Raw genomic sequence first — 20,752 nt, 5'->3', positions numbered from 1 at the left:
TCAGGAGCCGTGGGGGCGTCAGATCCGACGATGACGCGCGTCGTGGTTCCCGTCCGGTATCCGCTGTCGAAGCACTCGCGAGCGACGCTCTCGGAGGCTATTCGGATCGCCAAGGACCGGGAGGCCGAGTTGACGGTCCTCCACGTCGACCTCTATCAGGAGAACCGCGGCGTGACCCGCGCCGAACTGAAGCGCGCCGTCGAAGCGTCGTTCGGGCCGCTCGAACGCACGCGCTACGTCGTTCGCCGTGGCTTTCTCGTCGAGGAGACGATCCTCGAAGAGATCGCGGCCGACGAGGCGGACGTCGTGGTCCTCGGCTCGAAGCAGGCGAGTCGGTGGCGGAAGATGCTCCGCCGGTTCCTCGACGACCCCGACATCGAGTCGTATCTCCGCGAGAAACTCGACTGCACGGTGATCACCGTCCGCGCCGACGAGTAGCGGACGTGTTCGGACCGCCCGACGCGTCTCCTATGCGTCGTCGGCTGACGACTCGTCTGCGTCGTCGGTCGCGTCCGTCTCGGTGGGTGGTTCGTCAACCGTCCCGCGCTCGACTGCGGCGTGCTCGACTGTGCCCTGTTCGTCGCTACCGCTTGCTTCTCCACCAGTCACCTCCCCGCCGCGTGCGACTCTGCCGCCTGCTTCGCGTCCGTCCAGCGGCCCGCGTTGCCCGCTCACTCGCGCGTCGAGCGTCCCGCTGGTGTCGTCGAAGACCAGGTGCCGGTGCGGATAGGCGAACTCGATGTCGGCGTCGGCCTCGTGGAAAGTGTCCCAGATCCGGTCGCGGACCCGCGACTCGATAGTCGGGATCTTGTAGGGCTTCTGCGCCCAGTAGCGGAGCGTGAGGACGACCCCGTCGTCGCCGAAGGCCGACCGGAGGACCGTCGGACGGGCGGGATACCGAGCACTCCCGATCCGGATGTCCGGCCCGCCCTCGACGACCTCGTCGTCTCTGGCGGCGGCGCGCCGCATCAACTTCCGGGCGTGTTTGGTATCGGATTCGTAGGTGACGACGACGTCGAGACTGAGCCGGACGCGTTCGTCTTCCGCGGAGTAGTTCGTCACGAAGTGATCCCGGATCGCGGAGTTCGGAATGACGAGAAACGTGTTGTCGAGGGTAAACAGCTTCGTGTAGCGGATCGTGATCTCGTCGACGAAGGCGCGCCGCCCGTCGTCCAGTTCGATCAGATCCCCGATCTCGTACGGCTGGTCGGCGAGGATGAACAGCCCGTTGATGATGCTCCCGACGATCGGCGCGAGCACGATACCGAGGACGGCCGAGAAAACCGTCACCGAGAGGACGAGATCACCGATCTCCAGCCCGAGGACGCTGGCGGCGACGCCGAGCGTGATGATGACCACCCCAACCCGGATCAGCCGCAAGACCATCTGCGCGACGCTCTGTCGGCGGAACTGTCTCGCGACGGAGCGCCCGACGAGTCGGACGACGTATCGTGAGAGGAGGATCCCGAATCCGAGGATCAGCGCGGCCAACACCCACCGCCAGCCGGGGAACTGAAGCCACTGGGGGACGACGCCTCCGAGCGATTCGCCGACGGACGGCGTAGGGGTCGGTACCGGCGTTCCCGTGGACGTCGTCGCCGACTGCATATCTGCGTCCACGACGGGGGCGAAGCATAAGCGTTCTTCCCGAGGGCGGCGCAGGCGTCGTCTGCGAGAAAATCATAAGAGGTATGTTACCGTCACACTCAGTATGGCCGATCCCCCGCCACTACAGCCGGATTTCACGATCACTCACGACTCCGAGCCGAGCGAAACGCTCCTCGCGGGCTTTTCGTCGTTCGGCCTCGCGGGGTTGACCGCCGTCGACTACCTCGTCGACCACCTCGAACTGAACGAGCAGGGGCACCTCTCCGCGGAGGGCCTGCCGACGGTGACGCCGTTCGAGGAGGGGCGTCCACGACACCACACGCGGCTGTTCTCCCGTGACGACATCGAGGTGAGCGTTCTGGTCGGAGAACTGTTCGTCCCCGTGGGGGCCGGCCGGACGTTCGCCGACGTGATCCTCGATTGGACCGAAGCGAACGGCGTCCGCGAGGTGGCTATCCTCTCGGGCGTCCCCATCCCACACGGCCCGAACGAACACCGAACGTACTACATCGCGACCGACGACTATCGCGAGCGTCGACTCGCCGACGGGTCGATACCGCCGATGGGGCAGGGTTTTCTCGACGGGACCAACGCTGCGCTCATCGAACGCGGCCTCGACTCGCCACTCGGAGTCTGTACGTTCGTCACGCCCGTCCACGCGCAGGTCCCGGACGTCGAGGCCGCGATCCGCCTGGTCGAGACGGTCGGGGACGTGTACGGCATCGACATCGATTCCGAGCCGCTCGAAGCGTTCGCGGCCGAAGTCGAGCAGTACTACGCCGAACTCGTAGATCGAATGCAGACGCGTGACGACGATCTCCCCGAAGACAGGATGTATATGTGACCGATCTGCCTGGCACGCAGTGGTCGACCGGTTGGGGGGACGCGACCGACTCAGCCGCGCGCGGCCGGATGCAACCCTGTTCCGAAACACTGTGCTACTCGAACAATAGTAAATGGTAAGTGAACGGGGCGAGAGGCCCACGTATGGCAGACGAACTCCGCACGACGCTGGAGCGGGTCGGAGAGCGCTTCAACCTCGGCGAATACGAGATCGAGGCGTATCTGGCCGTGCTCGAACACGGCGAGCTGACCGCCTCCGAGATCGCCGACCGGACCGAGATCCCGCAGCCGAGAGTGTACGACACCGTCCGTAGTCTTTCGGACCGCGGCCTCGTCGAACTTCGTGAGTCGCGGCCGATGAAGATCGTCGCGGTCGCGCCCGACGACGCCTTCGGCAACGTCCAGCAGTCGCTCGACGACCTCGTCTCCGAACTGGAGGCCCGCTATACGGCCCCGGCGCGAGACACCGAAGCCGTCTCGCTCGTCAAGTCGCGCTCGACGATCCTGCGCTACTTCGAGGAGATCATCGAGGACGCCGAGTACGAACTGGTGCTCTCTCTCACTCCCGATCTGCTCCGCCGCTTCCGCGACGACCTCGCCGCCGCCCTCGACGACGGCGTGAGCATCGACCTGCTCGTGACGCCGGCCTCGCGCGCACCGGACCCCTCGGAGTTCGACTACCAGGAAGTCGCGACGGTCGCCCGCGCCCGCCGCGGCATCACCTCGCCGGTACTCGCCGTCGCCGACGGTAACTACTCGATCTATGCGACTCAGGACGCGCTTCGCGACGACCGCGACCGCTACGGCGTCATCTTCAACCGCTCGGCGCTCGGATTCCTCGTCTCGGGCTTCTTCGGGACCGTCCTCTGGTCGACCGCGGAGACCCTCGTCACCGACGGCAAGCGCCGCCCGTTCCCCCGCCGCTACGCGTCGATCCGCCGCGCCGTGAAGGACGTCCGCGAACTCGACGGTCCGTTCTACGCGTCGATCACGGGCCGCGACATCGAGACGGGCGATCCGGTGATCATCGAAGGAGAAGTCGAGACGACGACGTTCGAGGAGACCGAAGAAGTCGCATCGCTTCGCCTCAAGACGGACGACGGCGTTCTCGAAGTCGGCGGACTCGTCGCCGCGCTCGAAGACGTCGAAGCTCAAGAGATCATCCTCGGTCGCGACGGCGTCCCCGACCGCGAGCAGTTCTGATACTGTCGGACAGCAGTTCGTGAATCATTTTGGCACCCACCAGGTGCCGATACTTTTCACATCGTTCTGTCCGACAGTATGAACCGTCCCGCGTCCCGCCCGGCGCGTCACGAGTCCCGTGCCGCCGTCGGCGAGACGCAACCGCTTTAGGAGTCCCTGTGTTATCGCCATCGACCGATGGAGGCGCGCACGCGGACCTATCTCGAAGGCCGATTCGGCGATTACTACCGCCGTAGCGACGTCTCACTCCCGCCCGCCGCCGAGCGCCGCGAGTGGGGCCACATCCCCTGGAGCGCCGGGGCGACGACGATGATCCGCCACCAGTCGCTGCTCGACGTGGGCGATCTGGGCGATTTCCTCCACCGCACGGCTCCGCGCCACGTCTACTTCTCGTCGGCCCGGTTTTCGGACCCCGGCGCGAGTTCGATGGACGAGAAGGGCTGGCAGTCTGCGGACCTCGTCTTCGACCTCGACGCCGACCACCTCCCGGGCGTCGACCCCGAGGAGACCTCCTACGCGGAGATGCTCGCGGCCTGCAAGGACGAACTGCTGAACCTCCTGTCGTTCATCGACGACGACTTCGACTTCGAGGAGACCGAAGTCGTCTTCTCCGGCGGCCGCGGCTACCACGTCCACGTCCGCGACCCGTCCGTCAGAGGCCTCGACAGCGAGGCGCGTCGCGAAATCGTCGATTACGTCCGCGCGATCGACCTGGACGTCGATGGCCTCATCGACACCGAATCCAACCGCGGCACGACCCGCCGCGTGCTCCGCCGTCGCGGTGGCTGGGGCGCGCGCGTCCACTCCCGCCTCGTCGACCTGGCGGAATCGCTCCGCGAGATGGACGAGGCGGACGCGCTCGACCGACTCCAGGAACTCGACGGCATCGGCGAGGGCCGAGCACAGACGATCCTGGGGCAGATCCAGCACAACTTCGAGGCGATCCGCGAGGGCAACGTCGAGGCCGGCGGTCCGGGGACTCGCATTCTCGTCGACGCGCTCACGACAGAGGCCGTCGAATCGGAGACGGCACCGATCGACGAGCCGGTGACGACCGACACGAAGCGGCTCATCCGTCTCCCGGGGAGTCTCCACGGTGGCTCGGGGCTGACTGTGATGCCGCTGGATCGCGCGGAACTCGACGATTTCAGGCCGCTGGAAGACGCGATTCCCGACCGTTTCCGCGGGCGGGAAATCAAGGTGAACGTCACCGACCCCGGCCCGACGACGTTCGACGGCGACACGTTTACTATCGAGGAGGGAGAGCAATCCCTCGAAGAGTGCCTCGGGATCTTCTTGATGACCCGAGGGCGCGCGGAGAAAATTAAAGAATGAATTTAGACGAGTTGCGGAGCGTCCGACGCACAGAGCGCCAAAAGGACAGCCTCCAGCACCTCCGCGACTCGTTTTACGAAGACGTCGCCGCCTACATCGCAGAGCGCAAGGCTGAGCGACAGCGCGCGGCCGAGCAAGCCGCGGACCCCTTTGCAGATCCCGAGGTCGGACAGCTCACCGACGAGATCGAGACGGCCGAAGACGTCGTCGAGTCGATCTACGAGCGCCGCGTCGGCAAAGTGGTCAAGCTCGCGTCGTTCGCGGCCGCCGATATGAGCGCCGACACAAACGGCCTCACCGCCGAGGAGAAAGCGCTGTTCGACGATCTCGTCGCTCGGATCAAACAGAGCCGCGGAACCGTCCTCGACGTCCTCTCGGGCGAAGGCGAGGGTGCGACGCCGGACGACACCCAAGCCGTGACCGGGGACGCGCCCGCCCCTGCGTCGTCGTCCCAGGAGCCGGCACCGGGGGAGCCTTCCGACCCAACGCCGTCTGCCCCTTCCAATCTCTCACCGTCTGAGGCGAATACCGCCGAGACGCCCGAGACGTCGGCGTCGACCACTGACCCGTCGAATCCCCCGTCTCACGAGAGCGGGGCGGACGTGGATGCACCCACCCCGTCGGGGGCCACAGCGCCCGACGACGTCCTCGCGGAGGCGATGGGGTCGACAGACGCCGATTCCGCCGGCGCCGACGCGTCGGACGACGATTCCACTGGGAGGGAGTCGTCTGGGCCGTCGCCGGACGTGCCCCCGGACGCGCCGCCGGACGCCGCAGCGCAAGATGCGCCCGTCGTCGAGAACGTCGGTGACGGTCGCAACGGCAACGATCACGACAGGGACGGCCGGGAACCCGACGGCGGCGTCGCCGGCGCCGCCCCGCTGCCGGAGCACACAGACGCTGCACCGGAATCTGCGGCCACGCAGAGCGCCCACGCTGATCCGTCGGATAGTTCCGAAGCCGACGACGCCGACCGCGTCACGCTCCGCATCACCGAAGACGTTGGGCAGATATTCGGCGTCGACGAGCGCGAGTACGACCTCGCATCGGAAGACGTCGTGACGCTCCCGTCGACCAACGCGGGCCCGCTGTTGGACCGCGACGCGGCCGAACGCCTCGACTGACTGCACCGCCGAGCGGTACGTTGAAGCGCCTCTCTGCGAAACTGCCGGTGATGCTCGACACCGGAGAGACCGCCCCAGACTTCGAGTTGCCCGATCAGGACGGCGAGACCGCCTCGCTGTCGGCACACCGCGGAGAGTACGTCGTCGTCTACTTCTACCCGCGTGCGGACACCCCTGGATGTACGACGGAGGCGTGCGGGTTTCGCGACAATTTCGAGGCGTTCGAGGCCCGCGACGTGACCGTCTTCGGGATCAGCGACGACCCCGTCGACGACCTGGCGTCGTTCGCCGAGAAGTACGACCTCCCGTTCCGACTCCTCTCGGATCCGGACGGGGACGTCGCGAGCGCGTACGACTCCTACGGGGAGAAGAATATGTTCGGCAACACCTTCGACGGCGTCTTCCGGAACACCTACGTCGTCGGTCCCGACGGCGACGTCGTCCTCGCGTACGAGGGCGTCTCCCCAGACGGACACGCCGAAGCGATCCTCGACGACCTCGCGGAACGCGACGCCGCGTAAGGAGTAGCGAGGTCGCATCTGAAACACCGTGGTCGAATCTATAGGTGGCTAGATAGCGTCCTGGTCGACCGGAGCGAACACCAGATTTCCGCTGGAATAAACTCTAAACTGGTTGTATTCTGTAGCTATCGAGAAGAACGTACTACTACATACTCCACAGTCCGGATAAAAACTCGTCGATCGGTCGAACGTGAGGCGGTTCGAGCGGGCACGTCCTGGCGGATCAATCGAGTCAGATCGCGGTCACCGTCGGTTCTCGATCCTCGATCAGCCACGGAAAATCGTGGCTACCTGTGGGTCTTTGGCGGTCCGGCCCCGAGAGGTGGATATGTCGGACACAGCGGGAGAGCGATCGAATCGGTGGGGTCGCCCCTGGCCACCCCTCGGCGTCGGCGTGGCGGCCGCCCTCACGAGCCTCTACGGACTCGTGTTCGTCGTGGGTGGCGCCACCGCCAGGAGCGTTCTCGGCGTCGGCTACGGTCTCGTGCTCGTCGCAGTCGCGGCGCTCCTCTGGACGCGCCATCGATGGGGCTGGTGGGGTGCGATGGTCGTCTACGGACTGGGCGCGCTGTTCGCGATGAGCAACATTCTCGCGGGCGACTCACAGTTCGCCGTCGCGGTCGTCGTCTCGCTGCTCGTACTCCTGTATCTCTTGACTCACTACGAGTACTTCTTCCCGAATGCCGGGGTCACACAGTCCAACAGCGGTGACGCCGACAGCGACGACTCGTCGGCGTGAAACGAATCGATAAAAACGAAACAGTTCGGCGGGCGTCCCTTACTGGAACGTCCGACTGAACTCGGCGTCGGGTTCGCGCTCGACCTCGCTGGTCTGGAAGCGCTGTTCGATCTCCTCGTAGCGCTCGCGCGTCTCCTGGGTCACGCTGGGGCCGACCTCCTCGAGCGCCTGCTCGAAGTGCGCCATCGTCACGCGGACGTTGCCGACGGATTCGGCGACTTCCTCGCGCGAGACGCTGTTGATGAACTCGCGGCTCGCAGCCATCGAGGCCTCGCGGCAGACCGCTTCGATGTCCGCGCCGACGTAGCCGTCGGTCCGCGCGGCCAGTTCGTCGAGGTCGACGTCGTCGGCCAGCGGCTTGTGCTCGGAGTGGACCTCGAAGATCGCCCGGCGCGCTTCCTCGTCGGGGACGGGCACGTGGACGTGGCGGTCCAGCCGGCCCGGGCGGAGGAGCGCCGAGTCGATGAGGTCAGGCCGGTTCGTCGTCGCGACGACGACGACGTCCTCGAGCGATTCGAGGCCGTCGAGCTCGGTCAGCAGCTGTGAGACGACGCGCTCTGAGACGCCCGAATCGCCCGTGTTGCGGCCACGCTCGGTGGCGATAGAGTCGATCTCGTCGAAGAAGACCACGGTGGGTGCGTTCTCGCGGGCCTTCTTGAAGATCTCGCGGACGCCCTTCTCGGACTCGCCGACGTACTTATCGAGGAGTTCCGGCCCCTTCACCGAGATGAAGTTGGACTCGGACTCGTTGGCGACGGCCTTCGCCAGGAGGGTCTTCCCGGTCCCGGGCGGCCCGTACATCAGGACGCCCTTCGCGGACTGCATATCCATCGCGTCGAAGACCTCTGGGTACTCCAGCGGCCACTGGATCGTCTCGCGGAGCCGCTCTTTGGTGTCTTCGAGCCCGCCGACGTTCTCCCAGGTCACGTCGGGGACTTCGACGAACACTTCGCGGAGCGCCGAGGGTTCGATACCCTTGATCGCCTCCTTGAAGTCGTTCGTCGTCACCGACAGCGATTCGAGCACCTGGGCGTCGATCTCATCGGATTCGAGGTCGAGTTTGGGGCGGATGCGCCGGAGGGCGTTCATCGCGGCCTCCTTCGCGAGGCTCTCGATGTCGGCCCCGACGAAGCCGTGGGTGTTGTCGGCGTACTCGTCGAGGTCGACGCCGTCTCCGAGCGGCATATTCCGCGTGTGGACCTGGAGGATCTCCTTTCGGCCCTCGCGGTCCGGCACGCCGATCTCGATCTCGCGGTCGAAGCGACCGCCACGGCGCAGCGCCGGGTCGATCGCATCCACTCTGTTCGTCGCGCCGATGACGACGACCTCACCGCGTTCGTCGAGGCCGTCCATCAGTGAGAGCAACTGGGCGACGACCCGGCGTTCGACGTCGCCGCCGGCCTCACCGCGCTTGGGGGCGATCGAGTCGATCTCGTCGACGAAGACGATCGCGGGGGCTTCCTCCTCGGCTTCCTCGAAGATCTCACGGAGCTGCTCTTCGGACTCCCCGTAGTACTTCGACATAATCTCGGGGCCCGAGATGGTGTGGAAGGAGGCGTCGATCTCGTTGGCGACGGCCTTCGCGATCAGGGTCTTCCCCGTGCCCGGCGGGCCGTGGAGTAAGACGCCCTTCGGCGGCTCGATACCGAGCCGCTGGAACAGCTCGGGGTGTCGCATCGGGAGCTCGATCATCTCGCGGACCTGTTCGAGTTCCCGGTCGAGGCCGCCGATGTCCTCGTAGGTCACCGAGGGCGTCTCGCTCTCGGCTTCCTCTGCGGACTGGATCTCCTCGGCGGGCGTCTGGCTGATCGACACCTCGGTCGAGTCCGTAACGACGACCGTGCCGCTCGGCTCGGTCGAAGCGATCTTCAGGGGGATCGGCTGATTCGAGGAGGTCATAAAGCCGAACCCGAACGGCACGCGGATGTTCTGCCCCTGCGTGACGGGCTGGCCGGCGAGCTTGTCGCGGAGGTGCGCGCCGATGTTGCCGCTGATCCGGAGGTTCTGCGGGAGGGCCACAGAGACGTGTTTGGCGGGCTTGATGTCCGCTTTCTCGACTTCGACGCGGTCGTCGATGCCGACGTTCGCCTGCTGGCGGAGTCGGCCGTCGATGCGGATCACGCCGGTGCCGCTGTCCTCGGGATAGCCGGGCCAGACGCGAGCGATGGCGGTGCCGCCGTTGCCGTCGATGCGAATGTAGTCACCGCCTTCGAGGCCGAGCTCCTCGGCCGCCTCGCGGTCGATCGCCGCGAGGCCGCGTCCGGCGTCCTTCTGCTTGAGCGGTTTGACCGTGAGATTCATTTTTCGACCGTGATCGTGAGCACGCCGTTGTTCGTCGCGACCGATGCCTCCTCACCGGGGAGTTCGAACTCCGTCTCGGAGATCTGCTCGCCCGTGTCGGCCACGACGATCGCGGTCGTACCGACGATGTCGACGTCGATGTCCTCGGAGGCGAGGCCGACGTCCGCGGCGAGAACCCAGCAGTCGTCGTACTCGTACCGGCGGACGATCCGCTCGCTTTCACCGGCTAATTGATTGCTACTCATTGGTATTCCTAACTCCAAGTTAGTCGCGTAGATATTTAAATCTGTCGCGCATAAATCGCATCACTGCGGAGGGTATACCGAAATAGCGGTTGAATTGCGATTCGGGGTGTGCGTCGGCTCCCGGTGACGCCGTCGGTTCGCTACACGACCGCGCTGAGGGTTTATATCGCCGCCAGCCCAACGAAACGGTATGCAAACCGTGACACATCACGGCCGAGAGACGGCCTACCGGACGTTCGATCGGGGGGCGAACGGGCCGACGATCCTCGCCGTCCACGGCAGCGGCGGCACGCACCGGGTCTGGACCCCGCAGTCGAAACTCGCAACCGAGTTCCAGTTCGTCGCGCTCGATTTGAGCGGTCACGGCGAAAGCGAGGACGTCTCGGCCGAACCAGGGTACGAAGCCCTCTCCGCGTACGTAGACGACGTCGTCGCGGTCGCCGAGGCCGTCGACGCCGACGTCCTCCTCGGGAACTCGCTCGGTGGGGCAGTCGTGCTCACGACGCTCTTGGAGCGTGACCTCGACGTCTCGGAAACGATCCTCGCAGGGGCCGGCGCGCGACTGCCGGTCCTCGACGACCTCCTTCGGTGGGTTTCAGCGGACTTCGAGCGCGTCCTCGAGTTCTTCCAGGAGCCCGATCACCTCTTTCACGACGCCGACGACGCCACGCTCGAACTGTCGCAGGCGGCGCTTCGCGAGACGGGGAGTGACATCCTCGAACGGGACTTTCGGACGACCCACGCCTTCGACGTTCGCGGCGAACTCGCGGTGATCGACGTGCCGACGCTCGCGCTCGTCGGCGAGTACGACCGCCTCACGCCACCGTACTACCACGAACAACTCTGCGCCGAACTGCCGGACTGCGAAGTGGCCGTCCTCGACGACGCCGCACACCTCGCGATGTTAGAGGTTCCAGAACAGTTCAACGACGCCGTCAGCGGGTTCCTGACGGAGTGACAACGGGGTTCGTCCCGGCTCTCATCGACTGTCTGCCGATTCAGCCGACTCCCGGATGTGTTCTCCGCTTAGCTGTCTTCGCTGGGCGGGAATTCACCTGACGCGACCGCGTCGCGGTACGCTTCGACGGCGTCGGACATCTCCTCGCGGAGCGATCCGAACCGGCGCGCGAACGGCGGCGAGCGCTCGCTCAGCCCCAGGACGTCGTCGACGACGAGCACTTGCCCGTCACAGTCGGGGCCGGCTCCGATGCCGATCGTCGGAATGTCGAGAGCTGCCGTGATGCGTGCCGCCAGCGACGCGGGCACGTGTTCGAGGACCACAGAGAAAGCACCGGCCTCGGCGTGGCGCTTCGCGAGGTCGTGAATCCGATCGGCGTCTTCGGCACCCGTGCCCTGCTTCTCGTAGCCGAGTTCCTTGACCCGCTGCGGCGTCAGCCCCACGTGCGCCATCACCGGAATCCCCAACTGGACGAGTCGCTCGGTGAGTTCGACGGTGTGCTCGCCGGACTCGATCTTCACCGCGTCGGCGCCGGCCTCCTTCAGCAACCGTCCGCAGTTGCGGACGCTCTCGCTCTCGTCGACGCCCACCGAGAGAAACGGCAGGTCGGCGACGACGAGCGCTTCGTCGGTCGCGCGGGCGACCGCGGCGCTCCGGGAGGCGATCTCGTCGTAGGTCACCGGCAGCGTCGAGTCGTAACCCAGCGCCGTGTCGCCGACGCTGTCGCCGACGAGGATCACGTCGATGCCCGCTTCCTCGACGACGGCGGCTGTCGTCGCATCGTACGCCGTCAGCATCGTGATGGGCTGTGCATCGGAATCGGCTCGCTCGCGGATGTCGCGTACCGTCGTCACAGGCTGAGGTCGTCGTCAGCCCGATTAAACCGTTCGTTGCCGGCGAGCCGGCGAGCGGCTGTTGGATCGTCCCACGAGCCGACGAAAACCGGCACCGCTTTTGCGCGGCCGACGAAGGCTCGAACGTGCAACCAGTCGAGACGTCCGACCCCGAGGGTGTCGACTACGGGTGGGTGATGCAGACCACGTTCGTGCTCACCATCGTCGTTGGCGCGCCGGTCGTCGCCGCGCTCTCGATCCAGACGACCCTGCCGACCTGGGGTGCGCGCGTCGAGTTCGCGATCCGAGTGGGCGCGGTGGTCTGGATCGTCGTCGCCCTCGCGGTCTTCCTCTACGCGCGGCGGTTCGACGCCGGCGACGGCGGTCGCGACCCCGACGAGATCCCCGACAGCGACGACTGACCCGGGGCGCGCTCGCTCGAGGCCGACGGCACTAACACCGCTGCTTCCGGCGCCCCGTCGGAAGGCCTTTCACCCGAGTCACCGACTCTCGGATATGATCGACGAGACCATAGCGGAGATCCGAGAGATGCAGACGCACAGTTCGTCGGTCGTCGCCGTGAAGGCGACGCGGGCGCTCTCGGAACTCACAGAGCGCGATCACGCCACCGTCGAGGAGTTCGAGCGCGACCTCGAACGCAACGTGAGCGCGCTCAAGCGCGCGAACCCCTCGCACGCGTCACTGTTCAACGCGATGCAGACAGTCCTCGTCAACGTCGTCGATCGGGAAGACACCGTCGCGGAGGCGAAGTCGCTCCTCGAAGACGTGATCGACCGAGTCGTCGAAGACGTCCAGCAGGGGAAATCCCGCGCCGCGCAAAACGCCGTTTCGATCTTCGAGGACGGCGAAACGTTCCTCACGCACGACTTCTCGTCGACGGTCCTCGAAGCGGTCGAGACGGCCGCAGCAGACGGCAACAACCTCACGGCGTACGTCACAGAGGCGCGGCCGCGTTACCTCGGCCGGAAGGCCGCGCGTCGGCTCGCCGAGATCGACCGCGTGGACACGCATCTGATGGTCGACGGCGCGGCCGGGACCTTCCTCGAAGACTGCGACCGCGTCGTCGTCGGGATGGACTGCATCGTCGAGGACACGCTGTACAACCGCGTCGGCACGTACCCGATCGTCGCGACCGCGAACCACCTCGACGTCCCCGTGACGGTCGTCGGCTCGGCGGCGAAGATCGTCGACGACGGCTTCGTGTTCGAGAACGAGTTCCGCTCGCCCGCGGAGGTCTCGCTCGAACCGATCGAGGACGTCGTAATCGAGAATCCCGCCTACGACGCGACGCCCGTGGAACTGGTCGACGAAGTGATCACGGACAACGGCGTCGAGAACCTCTAGTCGCGCGGAGACGACTCATACTGTCGGACAGAACGATGTGAAAAGTATCGGCACCCCGTGGTGGCAACATCATTCACGAACTGCTGTCCGACAGTGTCACTCGCCGACGACGGACCGACGGAAGAAGTCGGCGAACTTCTCGCGAAGCGAGGAGCCGTCGCCGAGGCGGAGGTAGTACGCGTCGCCGCCGTCCTCGTAGTAGCCGGTGATCCGCCGCTGGATCTCGAAGCCGAGGTGGTCGTAAAACGAGAGTGCGGACTCGTTGGTCGCCCGGGCGTGACAGGAGATCGAATCGTGCTCTTGGAGCGCGGCGGCGACGAGCCGCTTGCCGTAGCCTTCGCCGCGATATTCCGGCGAGACCGCGAGAAACAGAATGTAGCCGTCCCGGCGAACCGACGCGAAGCCGACGAGTTCTTCCTCCTCGTAGAGCAGGTGATCGCGCGCGCGCCGGTAGGCGTCGACGAAGAACGTCCGGCGCTGTTTGAGTACCCCCTCGCGCGTTCGGATGCGCTCTTTCAGGTCCCACGCGTCTTCGGCGTACTCCGCGGAACCTGGGGCGTCCACCCGCATCTCGACGTTGACGCTCACGCGCTTGAATAGAACCACGACCGATATAATTCCTCCGTCGACTCCTAATGCTGCCGGCCGGCCCGAAGTCGTCGTAGCGCGCAACTCAAAGCAAGACGACGAGCGCGAGCGCGACGAAGACCGCGCCGGTCAACGCGACCTGCACGACGGTCGAGGCGAGCACGCCGACGGTCGAGTACAGCGCCACGCGGAGTCCCGCCTCGGCGTCGGCGTGCTGGGCGAACTCGACGGCGAAGACGGTCGCTGCGAGCCCGAGCACGAACCCGATCGGGCCGGCGACGAGGAGGAGTACGAGGCCGACGAGCACCGCCGCCGCCGTCGTGAGAGCCGAAGCCCCGCCGGCCCGCGCGGCGATCGCCCCGCCGAAGTAGTCGACGAGCATCGTGAGCAGACCGACGCCGACCAGGACGGCCACGAGGAGGACTGACGGCTCCGCGTAGCCGGTCGACCACCAGTAGACGAGGACGCCGACGACGGAGAGCAATCCGCCGGGAACGAGCGGCAGCACGGCGCCGAGGACGCCGAGGGCGACGAGGCCGAGCGCGAGCCAAGTGAGCGGCTCCATACGGAGACGTCGTCGCCGACGGTGATGAACGCGGCGGATCGAGCGGGAACGCTAGTCCTCGAACCGCGCGCGCTCGGCCTCGACGACGTCGATGCCAGCCCCGTATCGATCCACGAGCGCCTCACAGGCCGCGCCGAACGCCCGCATACACTGACGCGTCGAGACGTATTCGAGCTCGTCGGCGACGACTTCCCAGGGCTGGGCCTGCAACACTTTCCGGACGAGCAGGCGCTCTTCTCGGGAGGTCAGCGTTCGAGCCGCCTGTCCGCCGTCGTCGTCGGCCACTCCACCGACGAGTGCGTGAAGCGCGAGCCGACGGAACGCCCCCGGTGCAGTGGCGTACTGTCCGGGCCCCGACGCGGCCCCGACGACGACGCGCCACTCGCGATCCGAGAGATCGGGTGTGCCTCGGCCGACTTCCTCGTCCACCGAGCAGGCCGCGAGCGTCCCCCGGACGACGTCGGGGTCGGCATCACGGAGTTGGTCGACGAGCACGTCGGGCACCCGATCGCGGAACCACCTCGCGTGACGGTCACAGAGCGCGCTGCCCGCGTCCGAAAGCGGGTCGAGCATCAGCGCGGAGTACTCTCCGCTGGACGTGTTTCGCGTCGTCGAGAGGTGAACCGTCTCGTAGCCGTTCTCGGCCCAAAAGGAGAGCAGCTCCGGTGTCGCGCCGTAGCCGACGCCCAGGTAGTCCGCCGCACTCTCGAACTCGGCGCGGATCTCCGCCAGCAGCGTCGAGCCGAGTCCCCGCGAGCGCGCGGCGTGGTGAGTCGCGATCCGAACGACGCGGTGGCCGACGGCCACGCCGGCGTCCTCGTCGCGGAGTTGGCTCGTGAACACGTCCGGCAGCATATTCCCGCGGACGCGCTCGCCCTCGTACATCGCACGGCGCGTCTCCGCATCGAGGCCGCCCTCCCGCGCGAGCAGCGCGACGCTGACGACGTGTCCCGCGTGTTCGAGGACGCGAACCCGGAGGTTCGGCGCGTCCAGGAGGCGCGCGAGGTCGTCCGGCTCGGTCCGGTAGTGTGCGAGCACGAGCAGCCCGAACACTTCCCGAAGCAGGTGCTCGTCGGCGGCGAGTTCGTCCGCCGTGAGTGTCCGATAAGTGACCGACGAGGGCGACGCGTCGGCGACGAGCCCGTCGACCGGCGGGCGGGCGTCCAAGAGCAGCGCGCGGAACGCCCACGTCTCGAGGGGATCGTTCGGCGCGTATCGGATCGGCTCACCGAGTGACACGTCGACGACGTCGTGGTCGGCCGCGGTCAACTGCTCGCGGAACCGCACCGAGAAGCCCCGACCGGCCCCTTCGTATCCGTGGACGGTCGTGAAGAACGCCACCGAGGGCGCGTCGAGGAACGCCGAGAGAAGCCTGACGGGGATCGCGGCGGCCTCGTCGACGAGGACGACGTCGGGATCGTCCGGGAGCGTCGCCGCCTCAGCCGGCGAGCGGAAGCGAACGCGACCGCCGTTCGTCGTTCGGAGATCCCAGTCGTCCTCGGACGCGAGCAGATCGAGATCTGCGAACAGTTCTCGCGCCCGCGCGAACACGTCGGCGGCGTTCCGCCGGTCCGGCGCCGTGACGAGGACGTCGCGTCCGGCCGCCGCGAGCGACGCCCCCGCGAGGCCCGCCGCGCTCGATTTCCCACGACCGCGGTCGGCTTCGACGACGACGGCCTGCTTCTCGTCTGTTTCACGCCGCGCTAATGCCTCCAGCGCGTGGAGTGCGCGTGACTGGTCTGTGGTCACACAGGCCTCGTAGGCCGCCGGCGGGAATACGCGGGTCCCGGCCCGCGGCGGCGTCGGAGACGAGCGGATCGGCGCGTCGTCGTCGGCCGCGCCGCGGCGTTCGATCGTTCCGGCGTCGACGTCGACGATCGCGACCCCCGGGTGATCGCGGAGCGTCGCGACGAGACGTTCGCGGAATCGTCCGCCGACGTCGTCGACGTCGTACGGTGGCACTGCGAGCGACGACTCGAACGAGCCCGGCCGCGCTGGCCAGGCGTCGAGCGGCGGCGCGAGGAGGATAAAGAGGCCGCCGCCGTCGACAGTGCCGACGAGCCGTCCGAGGACGTTCGGCGAGAACGACTCGTGGGCGTCACAGACGACGGCCGTCCGCGTCGTCCCGAGGAGTTCACGCGCCTGCTTCGGGTCCACGCGGTCGAATTTGAACCCCTCCCGCGCTGTGACGATGGTCGTCTCCGACGGAGGGATCTCGGCCCCCTCGACGGCGTCGTAGGCGGCGTCGATGCCGGCGTCCCGATCGCCCGCGAGGACGAGGAGGCGTCGGTGGCCGGTCCGACGCGCTGCCGCGCGGAGGTCCGCGGCGAGGGCGGCAACGTTCATATCCCGGAATTGGGACGCGTGAGTAAGGGAATTGCGCTCGGTCGCGGCGGGACGAGTCGCATCGAGTCGAACGGGCTCTCGCCAATCGGGGGACCGCGTGTGGCGGCGTGCCACGGCAGGACGCCATTGAAAGCGCTTTTATGGCATCCCGAGTTATCCAGGTGTACAGCCTGCCCGGGGTTGATGATGCTCCTCGCCGTCAGGGAAATCCGCTTTCGAGGACCGTTGTCCTCGGCACTCGCCGGCGGGGCAGTCGAGCCCGCGAGCAGGAGAGGTGAACAACCAATGCCAGTTTACGTAGAATTCGACGTCCCAGCCGACCTCGCAGAGGACGCCCTCGAGGCCCTCGAGGTCGCCCGAGATACCGGTACAGTAAAGAAAGGAACCAACGAGACGACCAAAGCCGTCGAGCGCGGCACCGCCGAGCTCGTCTTCGTCGCCGAGGACGTCTCGCCCGAAGAGATCGTGATGCACCTGCCCGAACTCGCAGACGAGAAGGGCATCCCCTACGTCTTCATCGAGACGCAGGATGAAGTCGGTCAGGCCGCCGGCCTCGAAGTCGGCTCGGCCGCCGCCGCCATCGTCGACGCGGGCGAGTCCCAGAGTCAGGTCGAAGACATCGCCGCGAAGGTCGAGGAACTGCGGTAAGCGACGATGAGCGCAGAAGAGACCGCCAGCGACTCGACGTCCGCGGAGGTCATCGAGATCGTTGGCAAGACAGGGATGCACGGCGAGGCCATGCAGGTCAAGTGCCGCATCCGCGAGGGCTCGAACCAGGGCCGCATCATCACCCGAAACGTCCTGGGTCCCGTCCGAGAGGGCGACATCCTGCAGCTCCGCGAGACGCAGCGCGACGCCGACTCCATCGGAGGTCGATAACCAATGGTCGAAACCCGTACGTGTGATTACACCGGCGAGGAGATCGAACCCGGCACGGGCACGATGCTCGTGAAAAACGACGGAACGATCCTCCACTTCGTGGACTCGAAGGCCGAGAAGAACTACCGTCTCGGTCGCGAGCCCCGCGATCTGGAGTGGACCGAAGCAGGTAGCGCCGCCGAGGGCGAACAGTGAGCAACGACGAGCGCACCTTCGTGATGGTCAAGCCCGACGGCGTCCAGCGCGGGCTGATCGGGGAGATCGTCTCCCGCTTCGAAGAGCGCGGTCTGAAGCTCGTCGGCGGGAAGTTCATCCAGATCGACCAGGACCTCGCACACGACCACTACGGTGAACACGAGGACAAGCCGTTCTTCGACGACCTCGTCGAGTTCATCACCTCCGGTCCGGTCTTCGCGATGGTCTGGGAAGGCGCGGACGCGACCCGTCAGGTCCGATCGATGGTCGGCGAGACCGACCCCGCCGAGTCCGACCCCGGTACGATCCGCGGCGACTTCGGCCTCGACCTCGGTCGCAACGTCATCCACGCCTCGGACCACGAGGACGAGGGTGCGAACGAACGCGAGATCGACCTCTTCTTCGACGAGGACGAACTGCTCGACTACGAGCGGATCGACGCGGCCTGGCTGTACGAATAACGCGGCCACACGCGTCTTTCTCTCTCGCTCTCGCTTTCTGCGCTCGCCAGCGGCGCGTCGCGATCGGCCCCGCCCGACAGCCCCGCGCGGCTCTCACCGACTGGGAGCGACCGCGTCCCTCTTTTTTCACCAGTTCCTAGCCGCGGATATGCGTAGTACGTGTACGAAACTGATGGCGGCATCGACGATGATCTTCGGCCTCGTGGGGGCGCTGTTCCCGCGCCGCGTCCTCGACCTCGCCGAGCGGTTCGTCCTCGTGGGCTACGAGAACCCCGAAGATCTCGAACCCTCCGAGTGGTACGTCTCGGCGACGCGCGCACAGTCGGCGCTCTCGGCGCTCGCCGGCGGCGTCGTCCTCGCGCTCGAATACGGCTCTACGTGCGGTAGCGATAGCGACGAGGACGCCGCGGACGCCGAAGACGCCGAGTAACGCCGTCCCAGCGCTATCGCGAGTTTGTATCGTCTCGAAGCCGGCACTCCGGGCAATCAGTAGACGCGCTGTGGCAAGAAAAACGTCGAACAGAGCCGCTGTGATTACGCCTGCGGCGCGGTCACGTCGATTTCGCCGGCGTCGAGTTCGGCCTCGACTTCGCGGGCGGCCTGGACCATATTCTCGATCTTCTGGTAGGCGACCTCACGCGGCAGGAGCTTCACGCCGCAGTCCGGCGAGATGGTGAGTCGCTCCGGCGGGACGACCTTCAGTCCCTGTTTGATGTTGCGCTTGATCTCCTCGACGGACTCGACCTCCGCGTCGTGAACGTCGACGACGCCGAGTGCGAGATCCGGCTCGAACGCCGGCTCCTGGAACACGTCGATCTGCTCGTAGCCGTCGTTACAGAGTTCGACGTCGAACTCGTCGATCGGGAAGTCGTTGATCTCGGGGTAGATCCGCGAGTAGTCGCCGTAGCAGACGTGCAGCCCGATTCGGACGTCCTCGGAGATGCCGTCGACGATGCGTTCGAGCGACTCGCCGACGATCGCGTGGTCGTCCGGCGTCGTCGCCAGCGCGGGTTCGTCGATCTGGATGTAGCGCGCGCCGGCGTCGACCAGTTGTTCGATCTCCTCGTTGACGAGGTCCGCGAGGTCGTACGCGAGCGCTTCCTCGTCCTCGTAGGCCTCGTTGAACGACCAGCGGGCGAGCGTGTACGGCCCCGTGATCGGAACCTTCACCGGCTTCGTGGCGACGTTCGAGGTGAACTCGAACTCGTCGACGAGCCACGGTTCGTCGTACTCGACCGCCGAGACGACCGAGGGTTTGTCGAAGTAGTTGTGGCCCCACACCTTCACCGGGCCGTTGAACTCGTAGCCGGGGATCCGGTGGGCGAAGTACTCGACCATCTCCTCGCGGCGCATCTCGCCGTCGACGACGGTGTCGAGGCCAGCTCGTTCGTGTTCCTCGGTGATGAGGCGGGCCGCGTCGTCGTGCGCTTCGTCGAGGTCCTCCGCGTCGAACTTCGATTCGGGGTCCTCAGAGAGTTCGCGCACGCGGTTGAGCCACTTCGGTTTGGGGTAGCTCCCGACGACAGTCGTCAGGAGGAAGTGATCGGCGTCGTGGTCGTCCGGGCGGAACTGCTCGCGGTTGTCGGCGTGACGCGTCATTCCGCAGTCACCTCCGCGTCGAGGTCGGCGGCCGCAGCGAGGGCGGCGAGCTTCTCTTGGTGTTTGTTCACGGGTAGATAGAACGGCTCGGTGTTCGTACTCAGATACACGGTCTCGAAGTCGGTCGCAGGAAGCTGCTCTTCGAACCACTCGACGCGTTCGCGGAGCGTCTCGGGCGATTCGACGAGCGTGTTCTGTCCGTCCGAGAGGCCGAGCGCGACGTCGTCGGTGACGCCGTACTCGCTGGCGTTGTAGACTGTCTGTTCGCGGTCGCCGGCGACCACGTCGAGGCCGACCGCCGAGACGTCCGCGTCCAGCAGGTGCGCGTAGGTCTTCTCGTCGAGCGCGCCGAAGTACGTGTGGACGACGACGTCGGCGTCGGTTGCGCCCGCGACGGCGTCGATCGCTTCGGGGACGGCCGCCGCGAGGTCGTCGTCGGGTGCGGACTCCACGAGGGAAGGCTCTAAGAGGAACAGGGTCTCGTGCTCGGGGAACGCCTCGACTTCGCCGCCGAGGAACTCCGCGATGGCCGAGAGGAACGTCTCCGCGTCGCCGTAGTGTTCGTCGGTCGCCAGATCCGCGAGCGAGTACGGGCCGGGGAGAACCGCCTGCAGCGGTGCGGCGTCGTCGAGCAGTTCGGACGCCTGCTCTAATTCGGCCGCAACGTCACCGGAGGGAGTCAGGTCGTCGACGACGCGCGGGTCGCGATAGAAGTTGTTGTTGTCGTAGTAGCGGACGATGCCACCGGTCTCGACGTTGTCGTGGACCGTGAGGGGGTGTGCGATCATATCGTCCCAGCGGAGCTGTCCCTCGACGGCGCGGTCGAGGCCGGCGTCGAGTTGGTCGTCGACGACTTCCGACCGCGCGTTTTCGTACGTGGAGACGATCGCTTCGGACTCGTCGCCGGAGATCAGATCGCCTTTCTGGTGTCCTTTGAGGTCCGATAGGTCCGACTTCGCCCAGTCCGGCAGCGGGAACAGGCCGGGCGTCGTCGCTACGAGTTCTGTCATCGACAGACGCTACGAAATGCCGCGGCTTAATATT

At 66.5% G+C, this 20,752-nt stretch carries 23 protein-coding genes and 1 pseudogene; 15 read left to right on the top strand and 9 right to left on the bottom strand.

Going from position 1 to position 20,752, the window contains the following annotated elements:
* Window positions 1-30: 30 nt before the first annotated feature.
* Entirely contained in the window at window positions 31-438 is a 408-nt protein-coding gene (locus tag NO362_RS12395; protein ID WP_256545517.1) for a universal stress protein, read from the top strand.
* A 30-nt stretch (window positions 439-468) separates the two neighbouring features.
* Here NO362_RS12395 and NO362_RS12390 read toward each other — a convergent pair whose 3' ends face one another.
* The gene (locus NO362_RS12390) at window positions 469-1,608 is read right to left on the bottom strand and encodes a mechanosensitive ion channel family protein (RefSeq protein ID WP_256545516.1); all 1,140 of its coding nucleotides are present in this window, start codon (window positions 1,606-1,608) and stop codon (window positions 469-471) included.
* A gap of 103 nt (window positions 1,609-1,711) precedes the next feature.
* Between NO362_RS12390 and NO362_RS12385 the strand changes: the two genes are divergently transcribed.
* From NO362_RS12385 to NO362_RS12360, 6 genes are all read left to right on the top strand, one after another.
* Window positions 1,712-2,452, top strand: a complete 741-nt coding sequence (locus NO362_RS12385; RefSeq protein WP_256545515.1) for a proteasome assembly chaperone family protein — start codon at window positions 1,712-1,714, stop codon at window positions 2,450-2,452.
* 143 nt (window positions 2,453-2,595) lie between these two features.
* Window positions 2,596-3,654, top strand: a complete 1,059-nt coding sequence (gene trmB / locus NO362_RS12380) for an HTH-type sugar sensing transcriptional regulator TrmB (protein ID WP_256545514.1) — start codon at window positions 2,596-2,598, stop codon at window positions 3,652-3,654.
* A gap of 177 nt (window positions 3,655-3,831) precedes the next feature.
* Window positions 3,832-4,989 carry a DNA primase small subunit PriS gene (gene priS, locus NO362_RS12375; RefSeq protein WP_256545513.1) on the top strand — a complete coding sequence of 386 codons (1,158 nt, stop codon included), beginning with the start codon at window positions 3,832-3,834 and terminating at the stop codon, window positions 4,987-4,989.
* Entirely contained in the window at window positions 4,986-6,113 is a 1,128-nt protein-coding gene (locus tag NO362_RS12370) for a hypothetical protein (RefSeq protein WP_256545512.1), read from the top strand. Before priS ends, NO362_RS12370 begins: the two co-directional genes overlap by 4 nt.
* Before the next feature lie 50 nt (window positions 6,114-6,163).
* Entirely contained in the window at window positions 6,164-6,634 is a 471-nt protein-coding gene (gene bcp, locus NO362_RS12365; RefSeq protein WP_256545511.1) for a thioredoxin-dependent thiol peroxidase, read from the top strand.
* 328 nt (window positions 6,635-6,962) lie between these two features.
* A complete protein-coding gene (locus NO362_RS12360; RefSeq protein ID WP_256545510.1) occupies window positions 6,963-7,373 on the top strand; it encodes a hypothetical protein in 411 nt (136 codons plus the stop codon).
* 39 nt (window positions 7,374-7,412) lie between these two features.
* On the opposite strand, the gene NO362_RS12355 is transcribed toward NO362_RS12360, so the two are convergent.
* Together NO362_RS12355 and NO362_RS12350 are read right to left on the bottom strand one after the other, a co-directional pair.
* Entirely contained in the window at window positions 7,413-9,674 is a 2,262-nt protein-coding gene (locus tag NO362_RS12355) for a CDC48 family AAA ATPase (RefSeq protein WP_256545509.1), read from the bottom strand.
* Window positions 9,671-9,919 (bottom strand): Hsp20/alpha crystallin family protein, encoded by a 249-nt coding sequence (locus tag NO362_RS12350; protein ID WP_256545508.1) that lies wholly within the window; start codon window positions 9,917-9,919, stop codon window positions 9,671-9,673. Before NO362_RS12350 ends, NO362_RS12355 begins: the two co-directional genes overlap by 4 nt.
* 190 nt (window positions 9,920-10,109) lie before the next feature.
* On the opposite strand from NO362_RS12350, the gene NO362_RS12345 reads away from it, so the two are divergent.
* Window positions 10,110-10,877: an alpha/beta fold hydrolase gene (locus NO362_RS12345; protein WP_256545507.1), complete on the top strand. Its 768-nt coding sequence runs from the start codon at window positions 10,110-10,112 to the stop codon at window positions 10,875-10,877.
* A gap of 68 nt (window positions 10,878-10,945) precedes the next feature.
* On the opposite strand, the gene panB is transcribed toward NO362_RS12345, so the two are convergent.
* Entirely contained in the window at window positions 10,946-11,731 is a 786-nt protein-coding gene (panB, locus tag NO362_RS12340; protein ID WP_256545506.1) for a 3-methyl-2-oxobutanoate hydroxymethyltransferase, read from the bottom strand.
* Window positions 11,732-11,856: 125 nt separating this feature from the next.
* Between panB and NO362_RS12335 the strand changes: the two genes are divergently transcribed.
* A complete protein-coding gene (locus tag NO362_RS12335; protein WP_121569533.1) occupies window positions 11,857-12,132 on the top strand; it encodes a DUF5822 domain-containing protein in 276 nt (91 codons plus the stop codon).
* A 94-nt stretch (window positions 12,133-12,226) separates the two neighbouring features.
* A complete protein-coding gene (locus tag NO362_RS12330; protein ID WP_256545505.1) occupies window positions 12,227-13,075 on the top strand; it encodes an eIF2B alpha/beta/delta subunit family protein in 849 nt (282 codons plus the stop codon).
* Between the two features lie 96 nt (window positions 13,076-13,171).
* Here the strand turns inward: NO362_RS12330 and NO362_RS12325 are convergent, their stop codons facing one another.
* From NO362_RS12325 to tmcA, 3 genes are all read right to left on the bottom strand, one after another.
* Window positions 13,172-13,663 (bottom strand): GNAT family N-acetyltransferase, encoded by a 492-nt coding sequence (locus NO362_RS12325; RefSeq protein WP_256545504.1) that lies wholly within the window; start codon window positions 13,661-13,663, stop codon window positions 13,172-13,174.
* Between the two features lie 85 nt (window positions 13,664-13,748).
* The gene (locus NO362_RS12320) at window positions 13,749-14,228 is read right to left on the bottom strand and encodes a DUF456 family protein (protein ID WP_256545503.1); all 480 of its coding nucleotides are present in this window, start codon (window positions 14,226-14,228) and stop codon (window positions 13,749-13,751) included.
* A 51-nt stretch (window positions 14,229-14,279) separates the two neighbouring features.
* Window positions 14,280-16,574 (bottom strand): tRNA(Met) cytidine acetyltransferase TmcA, encoded by a 2,295-nt coding sequence (gene tmcA, locus NO362_RS12315; RefSeq protein WP_256545502.1) that lies wholly within the window; start codon window positions 16,572-16,574, stop codon window positions 14,280-14,282.
* A gap of 285 nt (window positions 16,575-16,859) precedes the next feature.
* On the opposite strand from tmcA, the gene rpl7ae reads away from it, so the two are divergent.
* The 5 genes and pseudogenes from rpl7ae to NO362_RS12290 all read left to right on the top strand — a co-directional run bounded on the left by rpl7ae (window position 16,860) and on the right by NO362_RS12290 (window position 18,539).
* The gene (gene rpl7ae, locus NO362_RS12310) at window positions 16,860-17,222 is read left to right on the top strand and encodes a 50S ribosomal protein L7Ae (RefSeq protein WP_121559418.1); all 363 of its coding nucleotides are present in this window, start codon (window positions 16,860-16,862) and stop codon (window positions 17,220-17,222) included.
* 6 nt (window positions 17,223-17,228) lie between these two features.
* Window positions 17,229-17,453, top strand: coding sequence for a 30S ribosomal protein S28e (locus NO362_RS12305; protein WP_049986948.1), 225 nt, complete (start codon window positions 17,229-17,231; stop codon window positions 17,451-17,453).
* 3 nt (window positions 17,454-17,456) lie between these two features.
* Window positions 17,457-17,639 (top strand): annotated as a pseudogene (locus tag NO362_RS12300) (50S ribosomal protein L24e); the annotation flags it as partial.
* Between the two features lie 5 nt (window positions 17,640-17,644).
* On the top strand, window positions 17,645-18,109 hold the full coding sequence (gene ndk, locus NO362_RS12295) for a nucleoside-diphosphate kinase (RefSeq protein ID WP_121569390.1): 465 nt from the start codon (window positions 17,645-17,647) through the stop codon (window positions 18,107-18,109).
* Window positions 18,110-18,257: 148 nt separating this feature from the next.
* Entirely contained in the window at window positions 18,258-18,539 is a 282-nt protein-coding gene (locus NO362_RS12290) for a DUF6199 family natural product biosynthesis protein (protein ID WP_256545501.1), read from the top strand.
* 104 nt (window positions 18,540-18,643) lie between these two features.
* On the opposite strand, the gene NO362_RS12285 is transcribed toward NO362_RS12290, so the two are convergent.
* Together NO362_RS12285 and NO362_RS12280 are read right to left on the bottom strand one after the other, a co-directional pair.
* Window positions 18,644-19,708, bottom strand: coding sequence for a methionine synthase (locus NO362_RS12285; RefSeq protein WP_256545500.1), 1,065 nt, complete (start codon window positions 19,706-19,708; stop codon window positions 18,644-18,646).
* Window positions 19,705-20,718 (bottom strand): 5-methyltetrahydropteroyltriglutamate--homocysteine methyltransferase, encoded by a 1,014-nt coding sequence (locus tag NO362_RS12280; protein WP_256545499.1) that lies wholly within the window; start codon window positions 20,716-20,718, stop codon window positions 19,705-19,707. The genes NO362_RS12285 and NO362_RS12280 overlap by 4 nt, the downstream gene beginning before the upstream one ends.
* Window positions 20,719-20,752 lie beyond the last annotated feature (34 nt).

This window comes from Halobellus inordinatus (genome assembly GCF_024498335.1).
Taxonomy (GTDB): Archaea; Halobacteriota; Halobacteria; order Halobacteriales; family Haloferacaceae; genus Haloquadratum; species Haloquadratum inordinatus.
This window is presented reverse-complemented; position numbering and strand designations above follow the sequence as displayed.

Bases quoted from the DNA above. Each gene is read 5' to 3' on its own strand.
- NO362_RS12395 (WP_256545517.1), top strand. From the start codon at position 31: ATGACGCGCGTCGTGGTTCCCGTCCGGTATCCGCTGTCGAAGCACTCG.
- NO362_RS12390 (WP_256545516.1), bottom strand. From the start codon at position 1,608: ATGCAGTCGGCGACGACGTCCACGGGAACGCCGGTACCGACCCCTACG.
- NO362_RS12385 (WP_256545515.1), top strand. From the start codon at position 1,712: ATGGCCGATCCCCCGCCACTACAGCCGGATTTCACGATCACTCACGAC.
- trmB (WP_256545514.1), top strand. From the start codon at position 2,596: ATGGCAGACGAACTCCGCACGACGCTGGAGCGGGTCGGAGAGCGCTTC.
- priS (WP_256545513.1), top strand. From the start codon at position 3,832: ATGGAGGCGCGCACGCGGACCTATCTCGAAGGCCGATTCGGCGATTAC.
- NO362_RS12370 (WP_256545512.1), top strand. From the start codon at position 4,986: ATGAATTTAGACGAGTTGCGGAGCGTCCGACGCACAGAGCGCCAAAAG.
- bcp (WP_256545511.1), top strand. From the start codon at position 6,164: ATGCTCGACACCGGAGAGACCGCCCCAGACTTCGAGTTGCCCGATCAG.
- NO362_RS12360 (WP_256545510.1), top strand. From the start codon at position 6,963: ATGTCGGACACAGCGGGAGAGCGATCGAATCGGTGGGGTCGCCCCTGG.
- NO362_RS12355 (WP_256545509.1), bottom strand. From the start codon at position 9,674: ATGAATCTCACGGTCAAACCGCTCAAGCAGAAGGACGCCGGACGCGGC.
- NO362_RS12350 (WP_256545508.1), bottom strand. From the start codon at position 9,919: ATGAGTAGCAATCAATTAGCCGGTGAAAGCGAGCGGATCGTCCGCCGG.
- NO362_RS12345 (WP_256545507.1), top strand. From the start codon at position 10,110: ATGCAAACCGTGACACATCACGGCCGAGAGACGGCCTACCGGACGTTC.
- NO362_RS12330 (WP_256545505.1), top strand. From the start codon at position 12,227: ATGATCGACGAGACCATAGCGGAGATCCGAGAGATGCAGACGCACAGT.
- NO362_RS12320 (WP_256545503.1), bottom strand. From the start codon at position 14,228: ATGGAGCCGCTCACTTGGCTCGCGCTCGGCCTCGTCGCCCTCGGCGTC.
- tmcA (WP_256545502.1), bottom strand. From the start codon at position 16,574: ATGAACGTTGCCGCCCTCGCCGCGGACCTCCGCGCGGCAGCGCGTCGG.
- rpl7ae (WP_121559418.1), top strand. From the start codon at position 16,860: ATGCCAGTTTACGTAGAATTCGACGTCCCAGCCGACCTCGCAGAGGAC.
- NO362_RS12305 (WP_049986948.1), top strand. From the start codon at position 17,229: ATGAGCGCAGAAGAGACCGCCAGCGACTCGACGTCCGCGGAGGTCATC.
- NO362_RS12290 (WP_256545501.1), top strand. From the start codon at position 18,258: ATGCGTAGTACGTGTACGAAACTGATGGCGGCATCGACGATGATCTTC.
- NO362_RS12285 (WP_256545500.1), bottom strand. From the start codon at position 19,708: ATGACGCGTCACGCCGACAACCGCGAGCAGTTCCGCCCGGACGACCAC.
- NO362_RS12280 (WP_256545499.1), bottom strand. From the start codon at position 20,718: ATGACAGAACTCGTAGCGACGACGCCCGGCCTGTTCCCGCTGCCGGAC.